This is a genomic window from Dyella sp. 2HG41-7 (assembly GCF_021390675.1).
Lineage (GTDB): Bacteria > Pseudomonadota > Gammaproteobacteria > Xanthomonadales > Rhodanobacteraceae > Dyella_B.
Map to the genome: position 1 here is coordinate 284,743 of NZ_JAJEJV010000004.1, position 18,010 is coordinate 302,752.

Consider the following 18,010-nt stretch of genomic DNA (forward strand, 5'->3'; position numbering starts at 1 on the left):
GGTATAGGCAGGCGAGAAACGCGCGATGCGCCGATCGCCTGCGGCACGACAACCCTCTCAAGGTCGCCTCCACCATGCGTAATCGCTTAGCTCTTCATATCGCCCTTGTTCTTGGCACCACCGCGCCGTTGACGGCGTTCGCACAAGCTCCCGCGCCCGCGCCGCACACCCTGGCCATCGCACCGATGCCGCTCGCCAAGGCGTTGGAAAATTTCTCGCATGAAGCCGGGCTGCAGATCGTTTACGGTTCCGACATTCCCGACAGCATTCGTAGCCCCGGCGCCGACGCGGGTTTGCCGCCGGAGCAGCAGTTGCGTCAGCTGTTGACGGGCACGGGTCTAACGTATCGTTTCGTAACGCCGAACACGGTGACGATCGTCCCGGGAAACGTGGCAACCAATGCGGGCAATCCGGCCTCCGCTGCGGTAGCGACGGCCGGTAGCGCAGGTTCCGATCCACAAAGCAACGCCAACACGCCGTCCAGCAAAAGCATCAAAGATCTCGACAGCGTCGTGGTCACGGCGCGCTCCGGTGTGGATGTGCGCACGCGCGCGCAAACGAGCTACTCGATCACCACCATCGATGAAGACCGTCTGCGCATGCAGAATCCCACCAGCGTGACCGAAGCGGTGAAATCCGTGCCGGGCTTCTGGGTGGAATCGTCCGGCGGCGAAGCCAGCGGCAATATTCGTGCGCGCGGTATTCCGGTCGACGGTTTCGGTTCGGTGCAACTGCTGGAAGACGGCATTCCGGTGCAGCACGATCCGGCGCTGGGTTATTTGAATGCCGACCAGGCGTTTCGTCTGGACGAAACGATCGATCGCGTGGAAGTGGTGCGCGGCGGTCCGTCGTCGATCTTCTATTCCAACGCGCCGGCCGGCGCGATCAACTTTATTCCGCGTCAGGTCGGCGATTCGGCTGAAGGTTTGATCAAGTACACCGCCGGCAATTACGGCCTCGGCCGCATGGATTTCTGGTTCGGCGCGCCGCTCGGCGACGGCTGGAAATTCAGTACTGGTGGCTTCTTTCGCGTCGATCACAATATTCGCGATCCCGGTTACAACGGCGACAACGGCGGGCAATTGCGCGCCACCTTGTCCAAGCAATTCGATAACGGCGATGTCAGCATCGATGTGAAGCGACTGGACGATCGCGTGTATTTCGATCTGGGCATCCCGATGTACCGCAACACCAGCGGCGATCTGGTGTCCGTGCCCGGTTTCAACGGCAACTACGGCACCGTGGCCGGTCCCGAAACCGAGCATATGCAGCTGCAGCAGGGCAACGGCAGCTACTACAACTTCGACAACTCGCTCGGCACGGATGTGCAGCGCACGCAGCTCACGGTGAAGTTCGACTACAACCTGTGGGACGACTGGAAGCTGGCGGAAGACCTGCGTTATAGCGACACCAATACGCAACGCAACGGTGTGTATCCGAATGCGATCGAAACGTCATCGGCGTTTTACGCATCCGCGGCGTCGCGACTGAAGCAGTACTACCCGGGCGCCGCCGGCATGCAGTTGTACTACGCGGATTCGGGCGCGGCGTTCAACAACACCAGCCAGAACGGCAACGGTCTGGTGATACTCGGCGGCCTGCGCGGCATCACGATGCCGATGGACGAACTGACGTCGAACACGCGCCTGATGCGCAAGTTCGAATTCGGCGATCAGACACACGACGTGACGCTGGGCTATTACCACGCGCACTTCAATCAAAGCTTCGACCGCTTCTCGTCCACCGTGCTGTTGGATACGGAAAACAACGCCAAGTTGCTGAACCTTGAAGCGGTAAACGCAGCCGGTCAGCCGATCGGCGCGCTCACCGATGACGGCATCTACAACAACGGTTACGAGTGGGCGCATGCGCACGGTACGTCCGACACCGATGCGTTCTACTTCTCCGACGAATGGCAGGCGACCGACAAACTGCGCATCGACGGCGGCGCGCGTTGGGAACGCGTGGAAACGCGCGGTTGGACCGAATTGTCCACCACGGCGAATCTGGGTACGCCGTGGAGCTCGGGCATCCTTACCGGCAACGGGCAGTACGCCAGCTACGATCACGCCTTCCACAAACTGGGCTGGACGCTCGGCGCGAATTATCAGTTCACCGATCACCAAGGCGTGTTCGCGCGCTATACCTCCACCTTCCGCCTGCCGAACCTGAGCACGTACATCACCTCGCCGACCGCCGTGCCGGTAACGCAGACGATGATCCTGCCGGAAATTGGCTATAAGTTCGCCAATCGCTACATCGAAGCGTACGAGACGTTGTTTTACACGCGATACAACAACGTCGGTTTCAGCAACTACGTGTTCAATCCCAACACCGGCGCATCGACCGCGGAAACGGGTTACGCAGACACCGAAACCTACGGTTTGGAACTGGAAGGCACGATCTTTCCGTCCAAACTGTTCGACGTGCAATACAGCGCCACGCTGCAAGATCCACGCTACAAAGGCCTGCGCTACACCACCATCACGGCGGGCGAGCCGGTGCTGCTCGACTACGACGACAACCAGCTGATACGCGTGCCGAGAAAGAGTCTGCGCATCGTGCCGGGCTTTAACTTGCTCGACAACAAGCTGCGATTGCAGATGAGTTACGAATACGAAGGCAAGCGTTATTCCGACACCGCCAACTCGGTCGAATTGCCGCAGTACCACACCATCAACTTCAGCGCGCGCTATCAAGTGACGCCGGATCTTTCGTTGTTCCTGTATGCGGACAATCTCAACAACTCGCTGGGTCTGACCGAAGGCAATCCGCGTTCGGGCGAATTGAAGAGCAGCGATGCCGGCGCGACGGTGTTTATCGCGCGTCCATTGCTGGGTCGTTCGTTCCGCGCGTCGGTGATGTATCGGTTTTGACCGACGAATCAGTTGTCTCCCCAGGAGGTGTTTTGGCCAGGGATGGCCGCGCTTTCCCGAGCACTCGGCTTACGTATTCGCACGGCAAGGTCGACTTATTACCGCAACGCTGCCCTCAAAAGGGCGCGTGAGTTCATCGCCATGAAAGCATCGCTTCCAGTCAGCACGATTCCCCTTTTGGCCTTGATGGTTCTGCTGTTATGCCTCGCTGCCTTCGTGCATGCGAGCGACAACGCGCCCGATCTGGTGCTGAAGGGCGAGATCCACGGCAACGACAACCAAACCTACCGCACCGTACCGTTTACGGTGCCGGCGAACGTCACGCGCATCACCGTGCAATTCGAGTACGACGGACGCGATCAGCGCACCACCATCGATCTGGGCATCCTCGGTCCGGACGGTTTTCACGGACAAGACGGCTTTCGCGGATGGACCGGCGGCAGCAAAAAACTTTTCACGATCAGCGCCACCGACGCGACGCCGTCGTTTCTACCCGGGCCGATTCGCGCCGGGCGCTGGGCGTTGTTGCTTGGCATTCCCAATATCCGACCCGCGGTCAGCGCCACTTACACCGCAAAAGTCTGGTTTGGGCATCCAGGCGATCCCGCCTGGTTGCCCGAGGTGTTGAATCCGCCGTTGCGGCAAGGCGCGGCGTGGTATCGCGGCGATCTGCATATGCACGGCGCGCATAGCGACGGCAGTTGCGAGAACCAAAGCGGCGCTCAGCGCGTGCCGTGTCCGTTGTTCCTCACCGTCGACGCAGCGGTGCAACGCGGGCTCGATTTCATCGCGTTGAGCGATCACAACACCGTTTCGCAAATGAACGACATGCGCGAATTGCAGCCGTACTTCGATCGCCTGCTGCTCATACCGGCGCGCGAGATCACCACGTTTACGGGGCACGCGAATCTGTTCGGCACCGACGATCCGGTGGATTTTCGTGTTGGCAGCGCAGATGTCCCAAGCTGGAATGCGCTATTGCAGAACGTCGCCACGTTGCACGGCTTGATATCCATCAATCATCCCGTTCGTCCCGACGACGAAACCTGCATGGGCTGCGGTTCGAAACCGGCGCAACCGGTCGATTGGCATCTCGTGCAAGCGATCGAAGCGGTAAACGGCATGGATGCGATGCTCCCCGATTCGGGCATTCCGTTCTGGCAGCATCTGCTCGATCAGGGTTATCGCCTCACCGCGGTCGGCGGTAGCGACAATCACAACGCCAAGCAGTCCCTTACGCTGCCCGGCGGCGGTTTGATCGGCACGCCTACTACGGTAGTGCACGCAAATGAACTGTCGATGCCGGCGATTCTTGCCGGCATTCGCGCGGGGCATGTGTTTATCGACACGCAAGGCACGCGCGATCGACTGCTTAATCTCACCGCGCAAGTCGGACATCAAACGGCCGAAATGGGCGATGCGATAACCGCCAACGCCGGCGAAAGCGTCCGCTTTACCGTAACTGCCACGGCGCCGCAGGACTCTCGCGTCGAAATCCTGCTGGACGGCAAGACGTGGCAGCCGAAGATCGAGCCGGTCGTGCATGGTTCGCTGAACCAGTCGTTCGATTGGCCCAGCGACGACAAACGCCACTGGATACGCGCCAATGTGCGCGGCGCCAATGGGGAGCTGTTGCTGGTGGGCAATCCGATCTACATCAACGCCGACATATCCGCCTCAAACGGGTAACCCCGGCCGAAACGCCCCCCGTGCGGCTGACCCGTCAGGCGCACATCTGACGCATCGCGCGTAGGCCTAGGGCCCTCTAGCGCCCCTCACGACGCACTGTTAAACCCTTGTCACGGTTTGGCAGGAGTTTTGCTTCGGTCCCAATACGTGGGCTTTGCCCTCCCGTATAGGACCTCCGTTCGTGTTCGCCAGGCGCCTTCCGCAAAACCTATGGTCGCTGCTAGCCGCCGTCCTCGTGACGGGCGGGCTGGCGGTGTACGCCCTGGGTTTGGCGCGCGCGAACCAAAGTCCGGTCGCGTTGTGGCTGTCCAACGGCGCCTTGATCGGTTGGCTGGTACGCAAGCCGCTTTCGCAGACGTGGTCGTTCCTGCTGGCCGGATTTATCGGCACGCTGGCCGCCAAGCTCTATCTGGGCGATCCGGCGATGACGTCGGTGGCGATCTGTTTGTGCAATGCCGCTGAAACGCTGATGGTCGGCGCCTATATTCGCCATCGCTTTCCGCAGATCACCGAGCGGACACGGTTTCTTGATCTCGCCCGCGTGGGTGTGATCGGCGCATTGGTCGCCGCCGCGGTGTGCGCGCCGGTAACGGTGACGATTCTGCACTTGTGGTCGTCGCCGGATCTGGGCATTCGCATCAATACGCTGATCCGCGCGCACTTCGTGGGCATGGTGATCGCCGGCAGCACGTCGCTGGTGATGGTCACGCGTCAATGGAGCCGCGTGGAGAAAGGCAAGATCCTTATCCTGATACGCGATCTGCTCCTGCTCACCGCCATCACCGTGGGCGTGTTTCTGGAATCGCATATCCCGATGGCGTTCATGATCTACCCGCCGCTGTTGCTGCTGGTGTTCCGCCATCGGTTCGTGGGCATGGTGATCGGTATGGCGATCATCGCCCTGGTCATCACCATCGTCACCACGTTGAACATCGGTCCGTTCAACCTCGTTGCGGGCGTTACGCCAGCGTTGCGCGTGGTGATGGCGCAGGTGTTTATCGGCGTATCGTGCTTTGTCGCGTTGCCGGTCGCGTTGGCGCTGTCCGAGCAGGATCGCCTGCAACACCGCATGCGCGAGAGCGAGCTGCGCTATCGCCTGCTGGCCGAACACACCGGCGATCTGGTGATGCGCATCCGCTTCAACGGCGATCGCATGTATGTGTCGCCGTCGATCAAGGATTTGCTCGGCTGGGAGGTGGAGGATTTCCTCAAGCCGCGCCCCGATCTGATCCATCCCGAGGATCGCGAGCGCGTCGCCGCCGATGTGGCGAGGCTGCGCAGCGAGGGCGGCACCATCACGTCCACCTATCGTCTGCAGCATAAAAACGGTCAGTACGTGTGGATCGAAGCGTTCGCGCGTCTGGTGCAGAGCCCGGACAACGACAGCACGATGGACATCATCTACACCGGTCGCGACGTGTCTCGGCGCGTGCGCGTCGAGCAGGCGCTGCTCGAAAGCCAGGTGCAACTGCGCACGATTACCGACAATATTCCGGCCGTGATCGCGCGCGTGGACATGTCGCAGCGCTATACCTATATCAACCGCTTCGTCGAACAGGTTTCCGACGATACGCCCGCGCAGATCATTGGCAAAACGGTGCGCGAAGTGCGCGGCGAAGCGTTGTATGAGCGACTGAAAGGCCCGCTGGCGCGCGCGTACGCGGGCGAATCGGTGATGTTCGAATACGAAGCGCCGCATCAGGGCAAGTTCCTGCATTTCCAGGCGCACTACGTGCCGGATCGGGACGCCGACGGCGCGATTCGCGGCGTCTACGTGCTCACCACCGAAATCACGCACATCAAGAATGTCGAGCGCGAATTGCTGCGGCTGGCGCATCAGGATTCGCTGACGGGTCTGGCCAACCGGCGCTTCTTCAGCGAACGCGTATCGGCCACGCTCAAACAAGCGCAGCGGCGCAAAACGCCGGTGCTGTTGGCGCTGGCGGATATCGACAATTTCAAGTCGATCAACGATACCTACGGTCACGCTATCGGCGACGCGGTGTTGTCGGAAGTCGGTCGCTGCCTGCAACGGTTGGTGCGCGAGGGCGAAGTGGTCGCGCGCATCGGCGGCGATGAATTCGTGGTGTTGTGCGACGACATGGACAACTTGCAACAAGCCCGAGCCTTCATCCACTCGTTGTGGGAACGGCTGCATATGACGGTGCAGGTGGGCGATACCAGCGTCAACGTCAAAATGAGCATCGGCGCAGCGATCTGCAAAGACGAAATATCGGCCGACGCCATGATGAAGCTCGCCGACGATGCGATGTACATGGCAAAGGAAGCGGGCAGGGATACCTATCGCGTACTGCTTCGCGGCGTGGGCGACAGCGAAGAAGCAAAGGTCACTGCCTAGCCGTTGACGGCCGCATCGCGCGGTCGAGCGCAAATTCCGTAACTCATGCATGCAGCGCGTGTGCACGCGCTGTGACGAGCGAACGCACAGACTAGCGGCTGCACTGCCGCTTTATCTGGGGCTCAGCAAGATCGCGATGTTTTTCACCGGTCGTGCACCGCGCCGTGGCGTCGACGCGCGCACGATCCACTCCGACCGCCGAAACGGTCGAGAAGAGTCTGGACAGGTATCGCATCGAAGTACACGTAAAGCACGAGATCGAGAGCACAGTAAAAAGCCGGTGGGTGAACCGGCCATCGCGCGCTGGATGGCCGGTTCGGACAGAGTGAAGCGGGTGCCGGCGAGGGTAGCAAGGCTTGGTAAGGACAATGAAGCGCGGGAACGACAACATCGTTGATATGTAAGTGGGCTGCAGGACCTATGGGAGCAACGAAGGTTGTGTTGTCTTACCAAGGAAGCCGAAAGAGGGCGCATATGGCGCCCTCTTTTTTATGCGTCGCGGACCCATCCATTTGCCAGGGTCGTGTGGACGCGCGATGACCTCTCCCTCCTCTACGTGTAGTAGGGGAGGGAGCGACATGGCGCTATGTTGCTCGGCGTCGCATACGCAAGTAAGTAAACGCTTGCGTCGCGCCCCACGGCGTCATGTGCGCATCGCGGCCGATCGCCATACGCTCGAAATCGTCCGCGAACCACGCATACAGCGCATCGGCGTCGTAGCGTGCGACATCCAGGCCGCTGCAACGCGTAGGGCCGTCGGCGGCGAAGGTCGCCAGAATCGCGACACCATCGGGCGCAAGGCTGCGACGGAGCGCCGCTACATAAGCCGCTCTCGCCAAGTCGTCCGTCAGAAAATGAAACACGGCGCGATCGTGCCATAGTGCGTACGTGCGTGCGGGTTCGAAGCGCGACACGTCGTTGACGATCCAGCGCACCTGTTGCGCGTGCGCGCCCAAACGCGCTTGCGCTTGCGCCAGCGCGTGCGTGGAAATGTCGAGCACGGTGATATCCGCGTAACCCTGATTGAGCAGATGATCGACCAGCGTGGACGCGCCGCCGCCGACATCGATCAAAGGTGCATCCAGCGGAAGCCGGCTGTCCGCGATAAACATCAACGATGTATCAGGGCGTGCCTGATACCAGCTCACCGTGTCGGCGGCCTTGTTTTGATAAACGTCGTCCCAGTGATGCTGGATATCGGCCATGTTTTTATCGCCCGAATGGCAGGTTTTCGGTTGGCGTATCGCCGTTATTGTCCTCTCGCGCCGAGGAATGCGCCAGACGACGTTCGCTTGAAGCATGCGTGGCGCAGATGACAACGCGATGAGGTTCATGAACGTTGACTGCAACGCACATCGTTGCCGTGCGCGTGCATCGCAATTTTCACCGACGCCTAAGCGAATCGAAAGAACGAACGCCTATGGTCGATAGGTTAGCGAGGTTTCCTCGATGGAGGCCTCGGGAGTTGCATCGTGCGCGCCTTGCCGTTTCTGGCCGCGCTGTCGGCGGCCAGTTTGATCTCGGAAAACGCCTTTGCGGGCGGGGGATTTCTCGGCATCGATCATCGCGTCGCCTACGATAATTCCGGCATTTGGAATCGCAACGCGCAACTGGGTTTGCTCTACGGCACGGTGGCCGGCGTCGGCGTTGGCGCGTTGGCGTTCGGCGATCAGGATACGTTCGGCGATACCTTATGGCGTTCGGTGGATGCGATGGTGTTCACCGGCGTCACCACCGAGGCGATGAAATATTCGTTCCAGCGCGAACGTCCGTCGCAGACCTCCAACCCCGATCTGTTTTTTAAAGGAACGCACGCGCAAAGTTTTCCAAGCGGCGAAGTCTCGGCGATCTCCGCCGCAGTAACGCCGTTTATGGCGACCTATGGCCAGGATCATCCTGCGGTGTACGCGCTTGCGCTATTGCCTGCCTACGATGCGGTCGCACGCGTCAAAGCGCGCGCGCATTGGCAAAGCGATGTGGTGGTCGGTGCGGCGATGGGCGTGGGTTTCGGTATATACGCATCGCGCCGCCATTCGCCGTTGATCCTGAGCTGGTTGCCGGGCGGTTTCCAGGTCGGGTTTATTCACCATTTCAAGCCTTAGGGCGTCACGCTCGCGAGTAAGTGCCCTTCGTTTAGCGAAAGCGTGAGGCGCAGCGATTGCGCATGTGCGGCGGATGCGGCCAACACCAGGCCAAGCCCAGTGTGCACGCCGGCATCTTTCCCTTTGCGCCAAAAGCGCTGCTTCATGCGCAGCACATCTTCGGCGCTGAGATCCGGCGCGGCGTTCATCACCGACCAACCGAGCAGCGAGCATTGCACGACCACGGTGCTGCCCGTGGACGCGTATGTCAGCGCATTGCTCAACAGATTGCCAAGCACGACATCAAGCAAAGTTGGGTCGGCATTCCAAACGATGGCAGACGCAATATCCGTACGTAACGTCAGCGCATGTTGGCGTACGCGATCTCCGTGCCGTTCGATCAACGCCTGCGTCAACGCGGAAACATCGACCTGCTGCACGCTGAGCTTTTCGATGCCCGCCTCGATACGCGTCAGCATCAAAAGCGCGGTGACGATGCGCTCCATCTTCGTACCGACCTCGCCCAGATCGGTAAGGATCGCATGCGTGTCGCGGCCGCTGGGATAGCGCAATTCCACTTCGATGGCGGTGCGAAGCTCGGCCAAGGGCGTACGCAATTCGTGCGCCACGCCGCTGGCGAATTGACGTTCGCGCAACAACCCTTCTTCCATGCGCGACAACACCTCGTTGAAGCGTGCGGTCAACGGCGACAGTTCCGTGATGCGCATGTCCGCCAGGCGCACGCTTGGCGTCTCGGGGCCGATGCGTTCCATGGCTTTGGCCAAGCCGGACAACGGGCGCAGCCCGCGCATCACCAAGAGCGGCGCCAGGATCGCGACGGCCAGGAATCCCAACACCACGCAGCCCAGTTCGATGCGATCCATCGATTCCTGGAAATCCAGCACTTCACTGCGATCGACCGCCAATCCAAGCAGGCAGCCCGATGCCGCGTCGGCGGTGCTGGCGAGTTTTACGCTGCCATCGGGCGCAAGACCGCGCGTGAAATGCGATTCGGGCGAGAAGCGCAAGGTAATCGCGCGCAAGTCCATATCGTGCGGCTGCACGATATCCGCGAAGGCGACCGATTGCCCCTGCGACAGCGCCGGCCACGCCAGCGACGCCGCGTCGTCGGACGACACCACGTGCTGATCGTGGCAATCGATATGAAACAACACCGTGCCGCTGTCCGCCAAAAAGGTGGGAATGCGGTAAGAGGGAAAGCGCGACGACGACGCTTTGTTTTGCGTGTTGAAAATATCCGCCAGCGCTTGCGCGCGTTCCAGCAGATTGGCGTCCGCGCGCTGCGCGACTTCGTTGTCCACCCGGTAGTCGATCACCAGCGTGGCCGTGCCGAGGATCACGACAATCGCCAAAATCACCAGCAGCGTGATGCGGAACCGCAGCGACAGCGTGCGTGCGAACAGTGATGACCGGATCGTCATGACGATCAGCCTTTCGGTATCACGTAACCGAAGCCGCGCCGCGTATGCACCAGATCGCTCATGCCGACCGGCTCAAGTTTGCGCCGCAGACCGAAGACGAGTACTTCCACGCTGCGGTCCGATGCGTTCGATTCGTTGCCCGCCAGGCGCTCCAGAATTTCGCTGCGTGAAAAGGCGCGCCCGCGATGCCGCAGCAACAATTCCAGCAACGAAAACTCGCGCGGCGTCAGCGAAAGCGATGTGTCGTTCACCTGCACAACGCGCGCGACCGGATCGAGGTTCAGCGAGCCGACCGTCAATTGCGGCGTTTGCGCATCCTTCGAGCGACGACCCAAAGCATGCAGACGCGCCACCAGTTCGTCGAAGGAAAAGGGTTTGACGAGGTAATCGTCCGCGCCGCGATTCAGCGCGTCCACGCGATCGGCGGTCTGGTCGCGCGCCGACAGCACCAACACGCGCGGGCGCGATGCACGTCCCTGGATATGGCGCAGCACGCCAAAACCGTCGACGCCGGGCAGGCCCAAGTCCAGCACGATCAGCTCGTATTCGTAGGTATCCAGATGCTGGCAGGCGGCCGTGCCGTTGGCCGCGACATCCACGGTGAATCCCGAGGCGGTGAGTCCGCGCCCCAGCGAGTCGCGCAGTCGCGCGGAGTCTTCCACGATCAGAACGTTCAGAACGACCCCCTCCGCAAGCTTGATGCAGGTGCATGGTCGTGCGGCTGGCGCGCCATGACCGTTTTTTCCGAACTATAGCAAGGGAGCAAAATCTTTCGCCTGACTGACGCGAGGCTTTCGCCGGGGCCGAATTTGCGCCGCTATTCGGCTACGCTTGGACGTGCACGGTCCGATAACGAATCGATAAGTTTGCACTAAGTTTGCCGATCCACACTCCTTAGCCGTACTGCCAGGGACGCGCCGCCACGTGACCACGAAAGACACCCGAAGTGTCGATCGGTCACGATGGTCAGACGCCACTGTGCAGCCACCCTTTCGTCAGGTGTTATTTGAACGCTACCGCTACCGACTCGCGCGCCGGCGCCATTCCCAGGCAAGGTGTCTATCGCATCCTCGTTTGCCGGCCGAATCATCGGCTGGGCAACATGCTGCTGATGACGCCGCTGATCGCCGAACTGGAGCGTTTGTATAAAGGCGCGGAGATCGACATCGTGGCGGAAGGTCCGCTGGCCGCGGATGTGTTCGCCACCTATTTCAGCGTCAAAAACGTGTATTGCCTGCCGCGGCGCGGGTTCAAGCATCCGGTAAGTTTCCTCTCGCTGATTTCTCGGATTCGCAAGACGAACTACGACCTGATCATTGACCCGTGCATCGGCTCCGGTTTCAGTCGCACGCTTGCGCGCATTTTCCGCGGCACGTACAAGCTCGGTTTCGGCGAGCCCGGCAAGGCGCCGAATCTGACCCACGTGGTGCCGGAGGCGATGGCGCCCAACCATATGGCCAAGCGCCCCGTGGCGCTGGCGCGTTGGTTTTCGCCGTCGGCGCAGAGCGAATCGCTGGGTTTCCCGGCGATGGATATCCGCCTTACCGAAGGCGAGCGCGCGAACGGCAAGGCGGTGCTGCGCGAGCTGCTGTCGGAGCTTCCGCCGCGTCGCGCCACCGGCACCATCGGCATCTTTGCCGACGCCACCGGCCGCAAGCGTTATCCCACCGAATGGTGGAACGATTTCATCGCGACCTTGCAAGAGTTGTCGCCCCGCAGCGACCTCGTCGAGATCGTCCCGGCGCATGGCCGCTCGATGCTCGGTTCGCGCTTGCCCAGTTATTACTCCAGCAGCATCCGGCGCATGGGCGCGGTGATGGCGGCGGTGGATCTGATGATCAGCGCCGACTGCGGCGTGATGCATCTAGCGGCCGCATCGCGCGTGCCGACGGTGGGCATGTTCCAGGTGACCGACGCCAAGGTCTACGGCCCGTACGGCAGCCGCAGCAGCGCGTTGATCACCAGCGATATCTCGCCCCAAGACGCAGCGCGTCGTGTCGTGCAGGCGTTTCCCGATCTGTTCGGGGTGCAGGCCTCCGAGGAGACGTCGGCGGAGCCGCAGCACGCGCACCCTTAGGGTCGCTTACAATCGCGGGCTTGGGCTTGCCCGATAAGCACGGCGCAGGCGCTCACGCCTGCGAAACCATCGACCGCCCCGCCTGCCGACGCGCATCGACGGCCTGTGGCGCTTTTTTGGAACCCCCACATGCCGAACGACCGCATCATGGAAAACCGCTTGTGGCCCAACACCGAGCACGCCACACGCTGGCCGCTGATCGCTTTGATCTGCTTCGGCCTGCTGCTCGGTTTCGCGTTTCAGGGTACGCGCGGTCTGTGGAGTCCCGACGAAGGTCGCTACACCGTCGCCGCGCTGCAGATGCTCGACACCGGCAACTATCTCGCGCCGGCGTACAGCCCGGACGAAGTGAATTTCTCCAAGCCGCCGACCACCTATTGGGTGATCGCCGCGTCGATCAAAGTGTTCGGTCGCAACAGCTGGGCGGTGCGCGCGCCGTATGCGCTGGCGTACGTGCTGATGTTGCTGATTGCCTACGCCATCGGCCGTCGACTGATTCCTGAAAAACCGTGGCTGCCCGCGCTGATCTACGGCTGTGCGCTGGCGCCGTTCGTGGCCAGCAATGCGGTCAGCACGGATGCGTTTCTCACCGTGTGCGAAGCGTTGGCGATGCTGGGCTTTTTGCGCGCGGCGTTCGACGAGCGCGAACAAGGGCGCAAGCGTTACGTACTGCTGATGTGGATCGGCTGGGGCCTGGCGTTTCTCACCAAAGGGCCGCCGGGTTTGATTCCGCTGCTGGCGATCATTCCGTTTATCGCGCATCGCGACGGCTGGCGCGGCTTGGGGCGCTTTTTCCCGTGGAGCGGCATCGTGCTGTTCCTGTTGATCGGGCTGTCCTGGTATCTGGTGGTGGTGGTGCGTTACGCAGGGTTGCTGCACTACTTTCTGCATCAGGAGGTCTACAACCGCATCTTCACCGCGTCGCATCACCGCAACGCCGGATGGTTCGGTTGGATCAAGATTTACGTACCGGTGTTGGGTCTGGGGTTGCTGCCGTGGTGGCCGGCCGTGGGTCGCATGATTCGCCGTTGCGCTTCTTCGGCGCAATGGAGCGAATGGAAGAACAACCATGCCGTCGAATCGTTTCTGGTGCTGTGGTTTCTGATTCCGTTCGTGCTCTTCTGTTTGGTGCAGTCGCGCCTGCCGCTGTACATGCTGCCGCTGTTCCTTCCGCTGGCCTTGCTGTTGGCGTTCGAGCTGCGTCATCGGGTCGATCTGCGTCAGACCAAGCAGAAAGTGTTGCTGGGCGTATGGATGGTGGTGTTGCTGGCGGTGAAAGCGGGCGCCGCGTACGGCGTGCATTCGCTCAACGACAACCGCATCGCGGCGCAGGAGCTGGCGGCGGCCACGCATCCAGAGCGCTACCAGGCGATCATCTTTGTCGAAAACACTCCGCTGGATTACACCATCGAAGAAGCCACCCCCTGGGGGCTACGCATGTACCTGGGCAAGCCGGTGTATGGCATTCCCTTGCTGGCGCCGCAGGGCCCGGAAGCGCTCTGCCACGCCTTGCACAATGCGGGTACGGCGCTGGTGGTGATCGATCCCGACCTGGGCTCGGAGGCCATCGCGCCCGCGCTGACGCGGTGTCCGGGCCATGTCGAGGATCTGGGCGCCTGGCGGAAGAGCCCGCTCAAGCTGATCGCGCTCTAACTCCCTCTCCCGCGTCCCGGAGGGGGAGGGGCTAATGTCGGCCTTCGTTCGGGTCCCAATAACCCCCATCCATTACAATCGCCAGACGAGGGCCGACGACGCCCGCCGCTTCGATCAGAGCATTTTTGACATGTGTGGAATTTGCGGTCTCTTGAGTCGGGATGGAGGACATCCGCTTCCGCACCTTGAGCAGAAAGCCAAAACGATGCTCGAGGCCCTGGCGCACCGCGGCCCGCACGGCGATGCCTATATTTCGCGTGCCAACCTGGCTATGGCCACCAACCGCCTCGCGATTCGCGGCGTGGATCAGCATCAGCCGCCGCTGCTGGAATACGAAGCCGGCGTGATCGTCGCCTGCAACGGCGAAATCGACAATCACCGCGAACTGCGTCGTGAGCTGGCCGACGCCGGGCACGACATGCCGCAGAGCACGGACATCGCCGTGCTCGCGCCGTTGTATCTGGAAAAAGGCTTGTCGTTCCTGGAGCACGTGCAGGGCGTGTTCGCGCTCGCGCTATGGGACGGCCGCCATCAACGTTTGATTCTCGCCCGCGATCGCGCCGGCGAACGTCACTTGTATTACGCGGTGATCGATCAGACGGTGTACTTCGCCTCGGAACTGGCCGCGCTGGTGAAAGCGTGCAAGCCGGATATGCAGATCGATCCCGCCAGCATCGCGCACTATCTGCGCTCGGGTTATTGCCCGTCGCCGATGAGTCCGCTCAAGCACGTGCGCAAAGTCAGTCCGGGCGAGATGGTGGTGATCGAACCCACCGGCATTCGTCATATGCGTTACTGGGATTTCCCCAGCGCTAAGCCGACCGTCGCGCCGACGACGCAATCGTTCGATCCGATTTTCCGCGAAGCGGTGCGTCGCCAGAGCGATATCGACGTCGATTACGGCGTGCTGCTGAGCGGCGGCATCGATTCGGCCTTGATGACGGCGGTGGCGCGCAGTGTTCGTCCAGAGAAAAAAATCTCGGCGTATTGCATTCGTTTCGACGAATCCTCATTCGACGAAGGCGCGTTCGCCAAGCAGCTAGCCCACGATATGGGCTGCGATTTCATCGACGTCAGCGTTTCCGCGCAAGACGTGCCGCGCATGCTGCGCGAACTGGTGCGTTCCACCGGCGAACCGCTCGCCGATCCGGCGTGGATACCGCTGTCGCTGATCACGCAGCGCGCCTCGCAAGATGTGCGTTTGTTGTTGGCCGGCGAAGGCGCGGACGAATTGTTCGGCGGCTATCCCACCTATCTTGGCGCGCGCTGGGCCGGTTATTACGCCAACTTGCCAGGACCGGTGAAAGCGCTGGCGCAACGGACCATCGAAGCGCTGCCGACCAGCGACAAGAAAGTCACGCTGTCGTTTTTGTTGAAGCGATTTATTCGCGGGCAAGATCTCGATGGTCTTGCGCGTCACCTGTTGTGGGTCGCCAGTGTGCCGCCGATCTGGCAGCGCCGGCTCGGTATCGATCCGCCCACGGATAACACGCAGCACGACGCATCGCGATTGATCGACACCATTCAACGCTACGACTTCGAGCATTCCCTGCCGGATGCGCTGATGGCGAAAGCCGACCGCGGCGCGATGCTGCACGGCGTGGAAATTCGCGCGCCGTTCCTGGATCAAAGCGTGATCGAATTCGCCGCCACGCTACCGCTGGAAGCGCGCGTGCGCGGTCTCACCACCAAGGTATTTCTCAAGCGCTACGCGTTGGACTATCTGCCCAAAGAAGTCGTGACGCGACGCAAGCGCGGTTTGTCCGTGCCGTTGGCGAGCTGGTTGCGCGGCCCGTTGCGCGATTGGGCGCTGGCGCATCTGTCCGGCGGCGAACTCGCCTCGGTCGGCATCGACTCGGCCGCCGCGATGGCGCTGTTCAACGAGCACCAAACGCGCGTCGCCGATCATGCGCGCGCGATCTGGACCTTGATCGTATTGAGCGAATGGCTGCAATGGTTTCATGGCGAACGCGCGACGCGTTCGGTGGAACACGAAAGCGTGCTGGCGCAGTCGTCCTGAAAAAACGAAGCCCCTCCACAAGGGAGGGGCCTCGAAGATCGACGCAACGAATCTAACGCAGAATCAGGGATTCAAGATTTCGTTGATGATCAGTCCCGTCGCGACGGCGACAAGCACGAATCCGCCGTCGTCGCTGCGAACCCAGCGATAACCTTGCGGCGGCGCGTACAGGCGATAGCGCGGATAGTCGACGACGTAGTAGTCCGGGCCGCGATAACGCTCCGGCAGATACTCGCCGCGACGATAGTGACGATCCCAACCGACGTGGCGGCCGTGATCGTGGTGATCGTCGTCGCGCCAACCGTGGTCGTCGTGACGATCGCGATCGTGGTCGTGGTCATGACCGTGGTCGTGATCGTATCCATGATCGTCTTGCTGCCAGCCATGATCTTGGTCTTGTGCCATGGCAGCCGTGGCGGTCATCACCAACGGAATGGAAGAAAGCAGGGCCAGCGCAAGCAGATGTCGTTTCATAAGTAGGTATCTCCCCGTGGACACCCGATTTTAAACCGGGCGGGATGTTGCGGTGGTTGGTCCGCGATGGTGAGACTATCGGAATCGCCTGAATGGCATCCGTCTATTCGTTGACATCAATGTGAGCATTTTCTCAATTTTCAGATAAGCAAAGCCCCACTCAACAGAGTGGGGCTTTCATGTGAAACATTCATGCACTGGTCAGAAAATATCAAAGGGTGGCGTCAGTCCGGTGAAGTCGCCGATCTGCTTCGCGTCGTACGGTCCATTGAGCTGATTGAAACCGTCACCCATGACATTGAGTTCGCCTTGTTGGAAGACGATTTGTCCCGCATGGTTGACTTCGATCACGCGGTTATTGAACTGATCGCTGATAAGCGTATCGCCGTTGTGCAAGCGTACCGCGCGCGTCGGCGCCGGTGACGGATTGCTGCCCGCTTGCGTGTTGGTGAAGTACTGCCACACCACTTGATCGTTGCCGTTTACTTCCACGATGCGGTTGTTGTTCGAATCGCTGATCAAGGTATCGCCATTGGGCAGCCGGCTCGCAAACGCCGCGCCGCTGACGCTGCCGCCTGCCGTGAACGTCTTGACGATATTTCCGCCTACCGTCACTTCGATCACGCGATTGTTGCTTTCGTCGGCAATCAGAATATGCCCGTTCTCCAGCACTTCTCCGCTATTGGGGTTGTTGAGTTGATTCGGACCGTTGCCCGCCACGCCGGTCGTGCCGTACTGCCAATCGATATGATGATTCAGGCCAACCAGAATGATGCGTTCGTTGGCTTGATCCGCAATCAGCACGTGCGCGCCCAGATGATGCGGAAACCCGATCGTGAAAAGCGCCTGCACTGGCGTATTCAATTGATTGGGCCCTGATCCGCCGACGCCGGCTTGGCCGTACTGCCAAAGAATGTTGCCGTTCGGATCGACGATAAACACGCGATTGTCCGGACAACCGTTGACCGGATCCGAACATCCCGGCAAACCACCCGGCGGCGTGCCGGTGCCGGAAATCAGCGTGAGCGGACCGAAGCGTTCCGCATCGTTGACGCCCACCACGCTATGCGGACCGGGCAGATCGGAACCGTTGCCGAAATGCCAGACGACTTGATGCGTCTTGCGATCCACCTCGATCACGCGATTGTTGAATTGATCGGCGATCAGGATATGGCCATTGTCGTCCTGTGCGGCGGCGGCTCGTGAATACAGGACGCCCGTCGCCACCCCCAAGACGACCAAGGCCGTGACAATGGAATGAACGAGCTTCGTTTGCAACACAGTGCGTACCATGTCAAATCCCTCCTTGTGGGATGAAGTTTGAAGTCGAAGGCGCAAG

12 protein-coding genes are annotated in these 18,010 nt (G+C 61.0%); 7 read left to right on the plus strand and 5 right to left on the minus strand.

Annotated elements, in window-relative coordinates; all coding sequences use genetic code 11:
* Window positions 1-74: 74 nt before the first annotated feature.
* The 3 genes from L0U79_RS02640 to L0U79_RS02650 all read left to right on the plus strand — a co-directional run bounded on the left by L0U79_RS02640 (window position 75) and on the right by L0U79_RS02650 (window position 6,924).
* Window positions 75-2,876 (plus strand): TonB-dependent receptor, encoded by a 2,802-nt coding sequence (locus L0U79_RS02640; RefSeq protein ID WP_233840340.1) that lies wholly within the window; start codon window positions 75-77, stop codon window positions 2,874-2,876.
* 141 nt (window positions 2,877-3,017) lie between these two features.
* On the plus strand, window positions 3,018-4,565 hold the full coding sequence (locus L0U79_RS02645; RefSeq protein ID WP_233840341.1) for a CehA/McbA family metallohydrolase: 1,548 nt from the start codon (window positions 3,018-3,020) through the stop codon (window positions 4,563-4,565).
* A gap of 181 nt (window positions 4,566-4,746) precedes the next feature.
* Window positions 4,747-6,924, plus strand: coding sequence for a sensor domain-containing diguanylate cyclase (locus tag L0U79_RS02650; protein ID WP_233840342.1), 2,178 nt, complete (start codon window positions 4,747-4,749; stop codon window positions 6,922-6,924).
* Window positions 6,925-7,508: 584 nt separating this feature from the next.
* Here the strand turns inward: L0U79_RS02650 and L0U79_RS02655 are convergent.
* Window positions 7,509-8,129: a class I SAM-dependent methyltransferase gene (locus tag L0U79_RS02655; RefSeq protein ID WP_233840343.1), complete on the minus strand. Its 621-nt coding sequence runs from the start codon at window positions 8,127-8,129 to the stop codon at window positions 7,509-7,511.
* A 267-nt stretch (window positions 8,130-8,396) separates the two neighbouring features.
* On the opposite strand from L0U79_RS02655, the gene L0U79_RS02660 reads away from it, so the two are divergent.
* Window positions 8,397-9,026 carry a phosphatase PAP2 family protein gene (locus tag L0U79_RS02660; RefSeq protein ID WP_233840344.1) on the plus strand — a complete coding sequence of 210 codons (630 nt, stop codon included), beginning with the start codon at window positions 8,397-8,399 and terminating at the stop codon, window positions 9,024-9,026.
* On the opposite strand, the gene L0U79_RS02665 is transcribed toward L0U79_RS02660, so the two are convergent.
* The gene (locus tag L0U79_RS02665; protein ID WP_233840345.1) at window positions 9,023-10,447 is read right to left on the minus strand and encodes a histidine kinase dimerization/phospho-acceptor domain-containing protein; all 1,425 of its coding nucleotides are present in this window, start codon (window positions 10,445-10,447) and stop codon (window positions 9,023-9,025) included. The two genes, L0U79_RS02660 and L0U79_RS02665, sit on opposite strands and share 4 nt — an antisense overlap.
* Window positions 10,448-10,452: 5 nt before the next feature.
* Window positions 10,453-11,109 (minus strand): response regulator transcription factor, encoded by a 657-nt coding sequence (locus L0U79_RS02670; RefSeq protein WP_233840346.1) that lies wholly within the window; start codon window positions 11,107-11,109, stop codon window positions 10,453-10,455.
* A 344-nt stretch (window positions 11,110-11,453) separates the two neighbouring features.
* On the opposite strand from L0U79_RS02670, the gene L0U79_RS02675 reads away from it, so the two are divergent.
* The 3 genes from L0U79_RS02675 (at window position 11,454) to asnB (ending at window position 16,197) form a co-directional block, all read left to right on the plus strand.
* Window positions 11,454-12,524 carry a glycosyltransferase family 9 protein gene (locus L0U79_RS02675; RefSeq protein ID WP_233840347.1) on the plus strand — a complete coding sequence of 357 codons (1,071 nt, stop codon included), beginning with the start codon at window positions 11,454-11,456 and terminating at the stop codon, window positions 12,522-12,524.
* A gap of 129 nt (window positions 12,525-12,653) precedes the next feature.
* Window positions 12,654-14,177 (plus strand): glycosyltransferase family 39 protein, encoded by a 1,524-nt coding sequence (locus tag L0U79_RS02680; RefSeq protein ID WP_233840348.1) that lies wholly within the window; start codon window positions 12,654-12,656, stop codon window positions 14,175-14,177.
* Between the two features lie 130 nt (window positions 14,178-14,307).
* Window positions 14,308-16,197, plus strand: a complete 1,890-nt coding sequence (gene asnB / locus L0U79_RS02685; protein WP_233840349.1) for an asparagine synthase (glutamine-hydrolyzing) — start codon at window positions 14,308-14,310, stop codon at window positions 16,195-16,197.
* Between the two features lie 63 nt (window positions 16,198-16,260).
* On the opposite strand, the gene L0U79_RS02690 is transcribed toward asnB, so the two are convergent.
* Together L0U79_RS02690 and L0U79_RS02695 are read right to left on the minus strand one after the other, a co-directional pair.
* Window positions 16,261-16,671: an RcnB family protein gene (locus L0U79_RS02690; RefSeq protein ID WP_233840351.1), complete on the minus strand. Its 411-nt coding sequence runs from the start codon at window positions 16,669-16,671 to the stop codon at window positions 16,261-16,263.
* Window positions 16,672-16,872: 201 nt separating this feature from the next.
* Entirely contained in the window at window positions 16,873-17,964 is a 1,092-nt protein-coding gene (locus L0U79_RS02695) for a hypothetical protein (RefSeq protein WP_233840352.1), read from the minus strand.
* Between the last annotated feature and the right edge of the window lie 46 nt (window positions 17,965-18,010).

Bases quoted from the DNA above. Each gene is read 5' to 3' on its own strand.
- L0U79_RS02640 (WP_233840340.1), top strand. From the start codon at position 75: ATGCGTAATCGCTTAGCTCTTCATATCGCCCTTGTTCTTGGCACCACC.
- L0U79_RS02645 (WP_233840341.1), top strand. From the start codon at position 3,018: ATGAAAGCATCGCTTCCAGTCAGCACGATTCCCCTTTTGGCCTTGATG.
- L0U79_RS02655 (WP_233840343.1), bottom strand. From the start codon at position 8,129: ATGGCCGATATCCAGCATCACTGGGACGACGTTTATCAAAACAAGGCC.
- L0U79_RS02665 (WP_233840345.1), bottom strand. From the start codon at position 10,447: ATGACGATCCGGTCATCACTGTTCGCACGCACGCTGTCGCTGCGGTTC.
- L0U79_RS02680 (WP_233840348.1), top strand. From the start codon at position 12,654: ATGCCGAACGACCGCATCATGGAAAACCGCTTGTGGCCCAACACCGAG.
- asnB (WP_233840349.1), top strand. From the start codon at position 14,308: ATGTGTGGAATTTGCGGTCTCTTGAGTCGGGATGGAGGACATCCGCTT.
- L0U79_RS02690 (WP_233840351.1), bottom strand. From the start codon at position 16,671: ATGAAACGACATCTGCTTGCGCTGGCCCTGCTTTCTTCCATTCCGTTG.
- L0U79_RS02695 (WP_233840352.1), bottom strand. From the start codon at position 17,964: ATGGTACGCACTGTGTTGCAAACGAAGCTCGTTCATTCCATTGTCACG.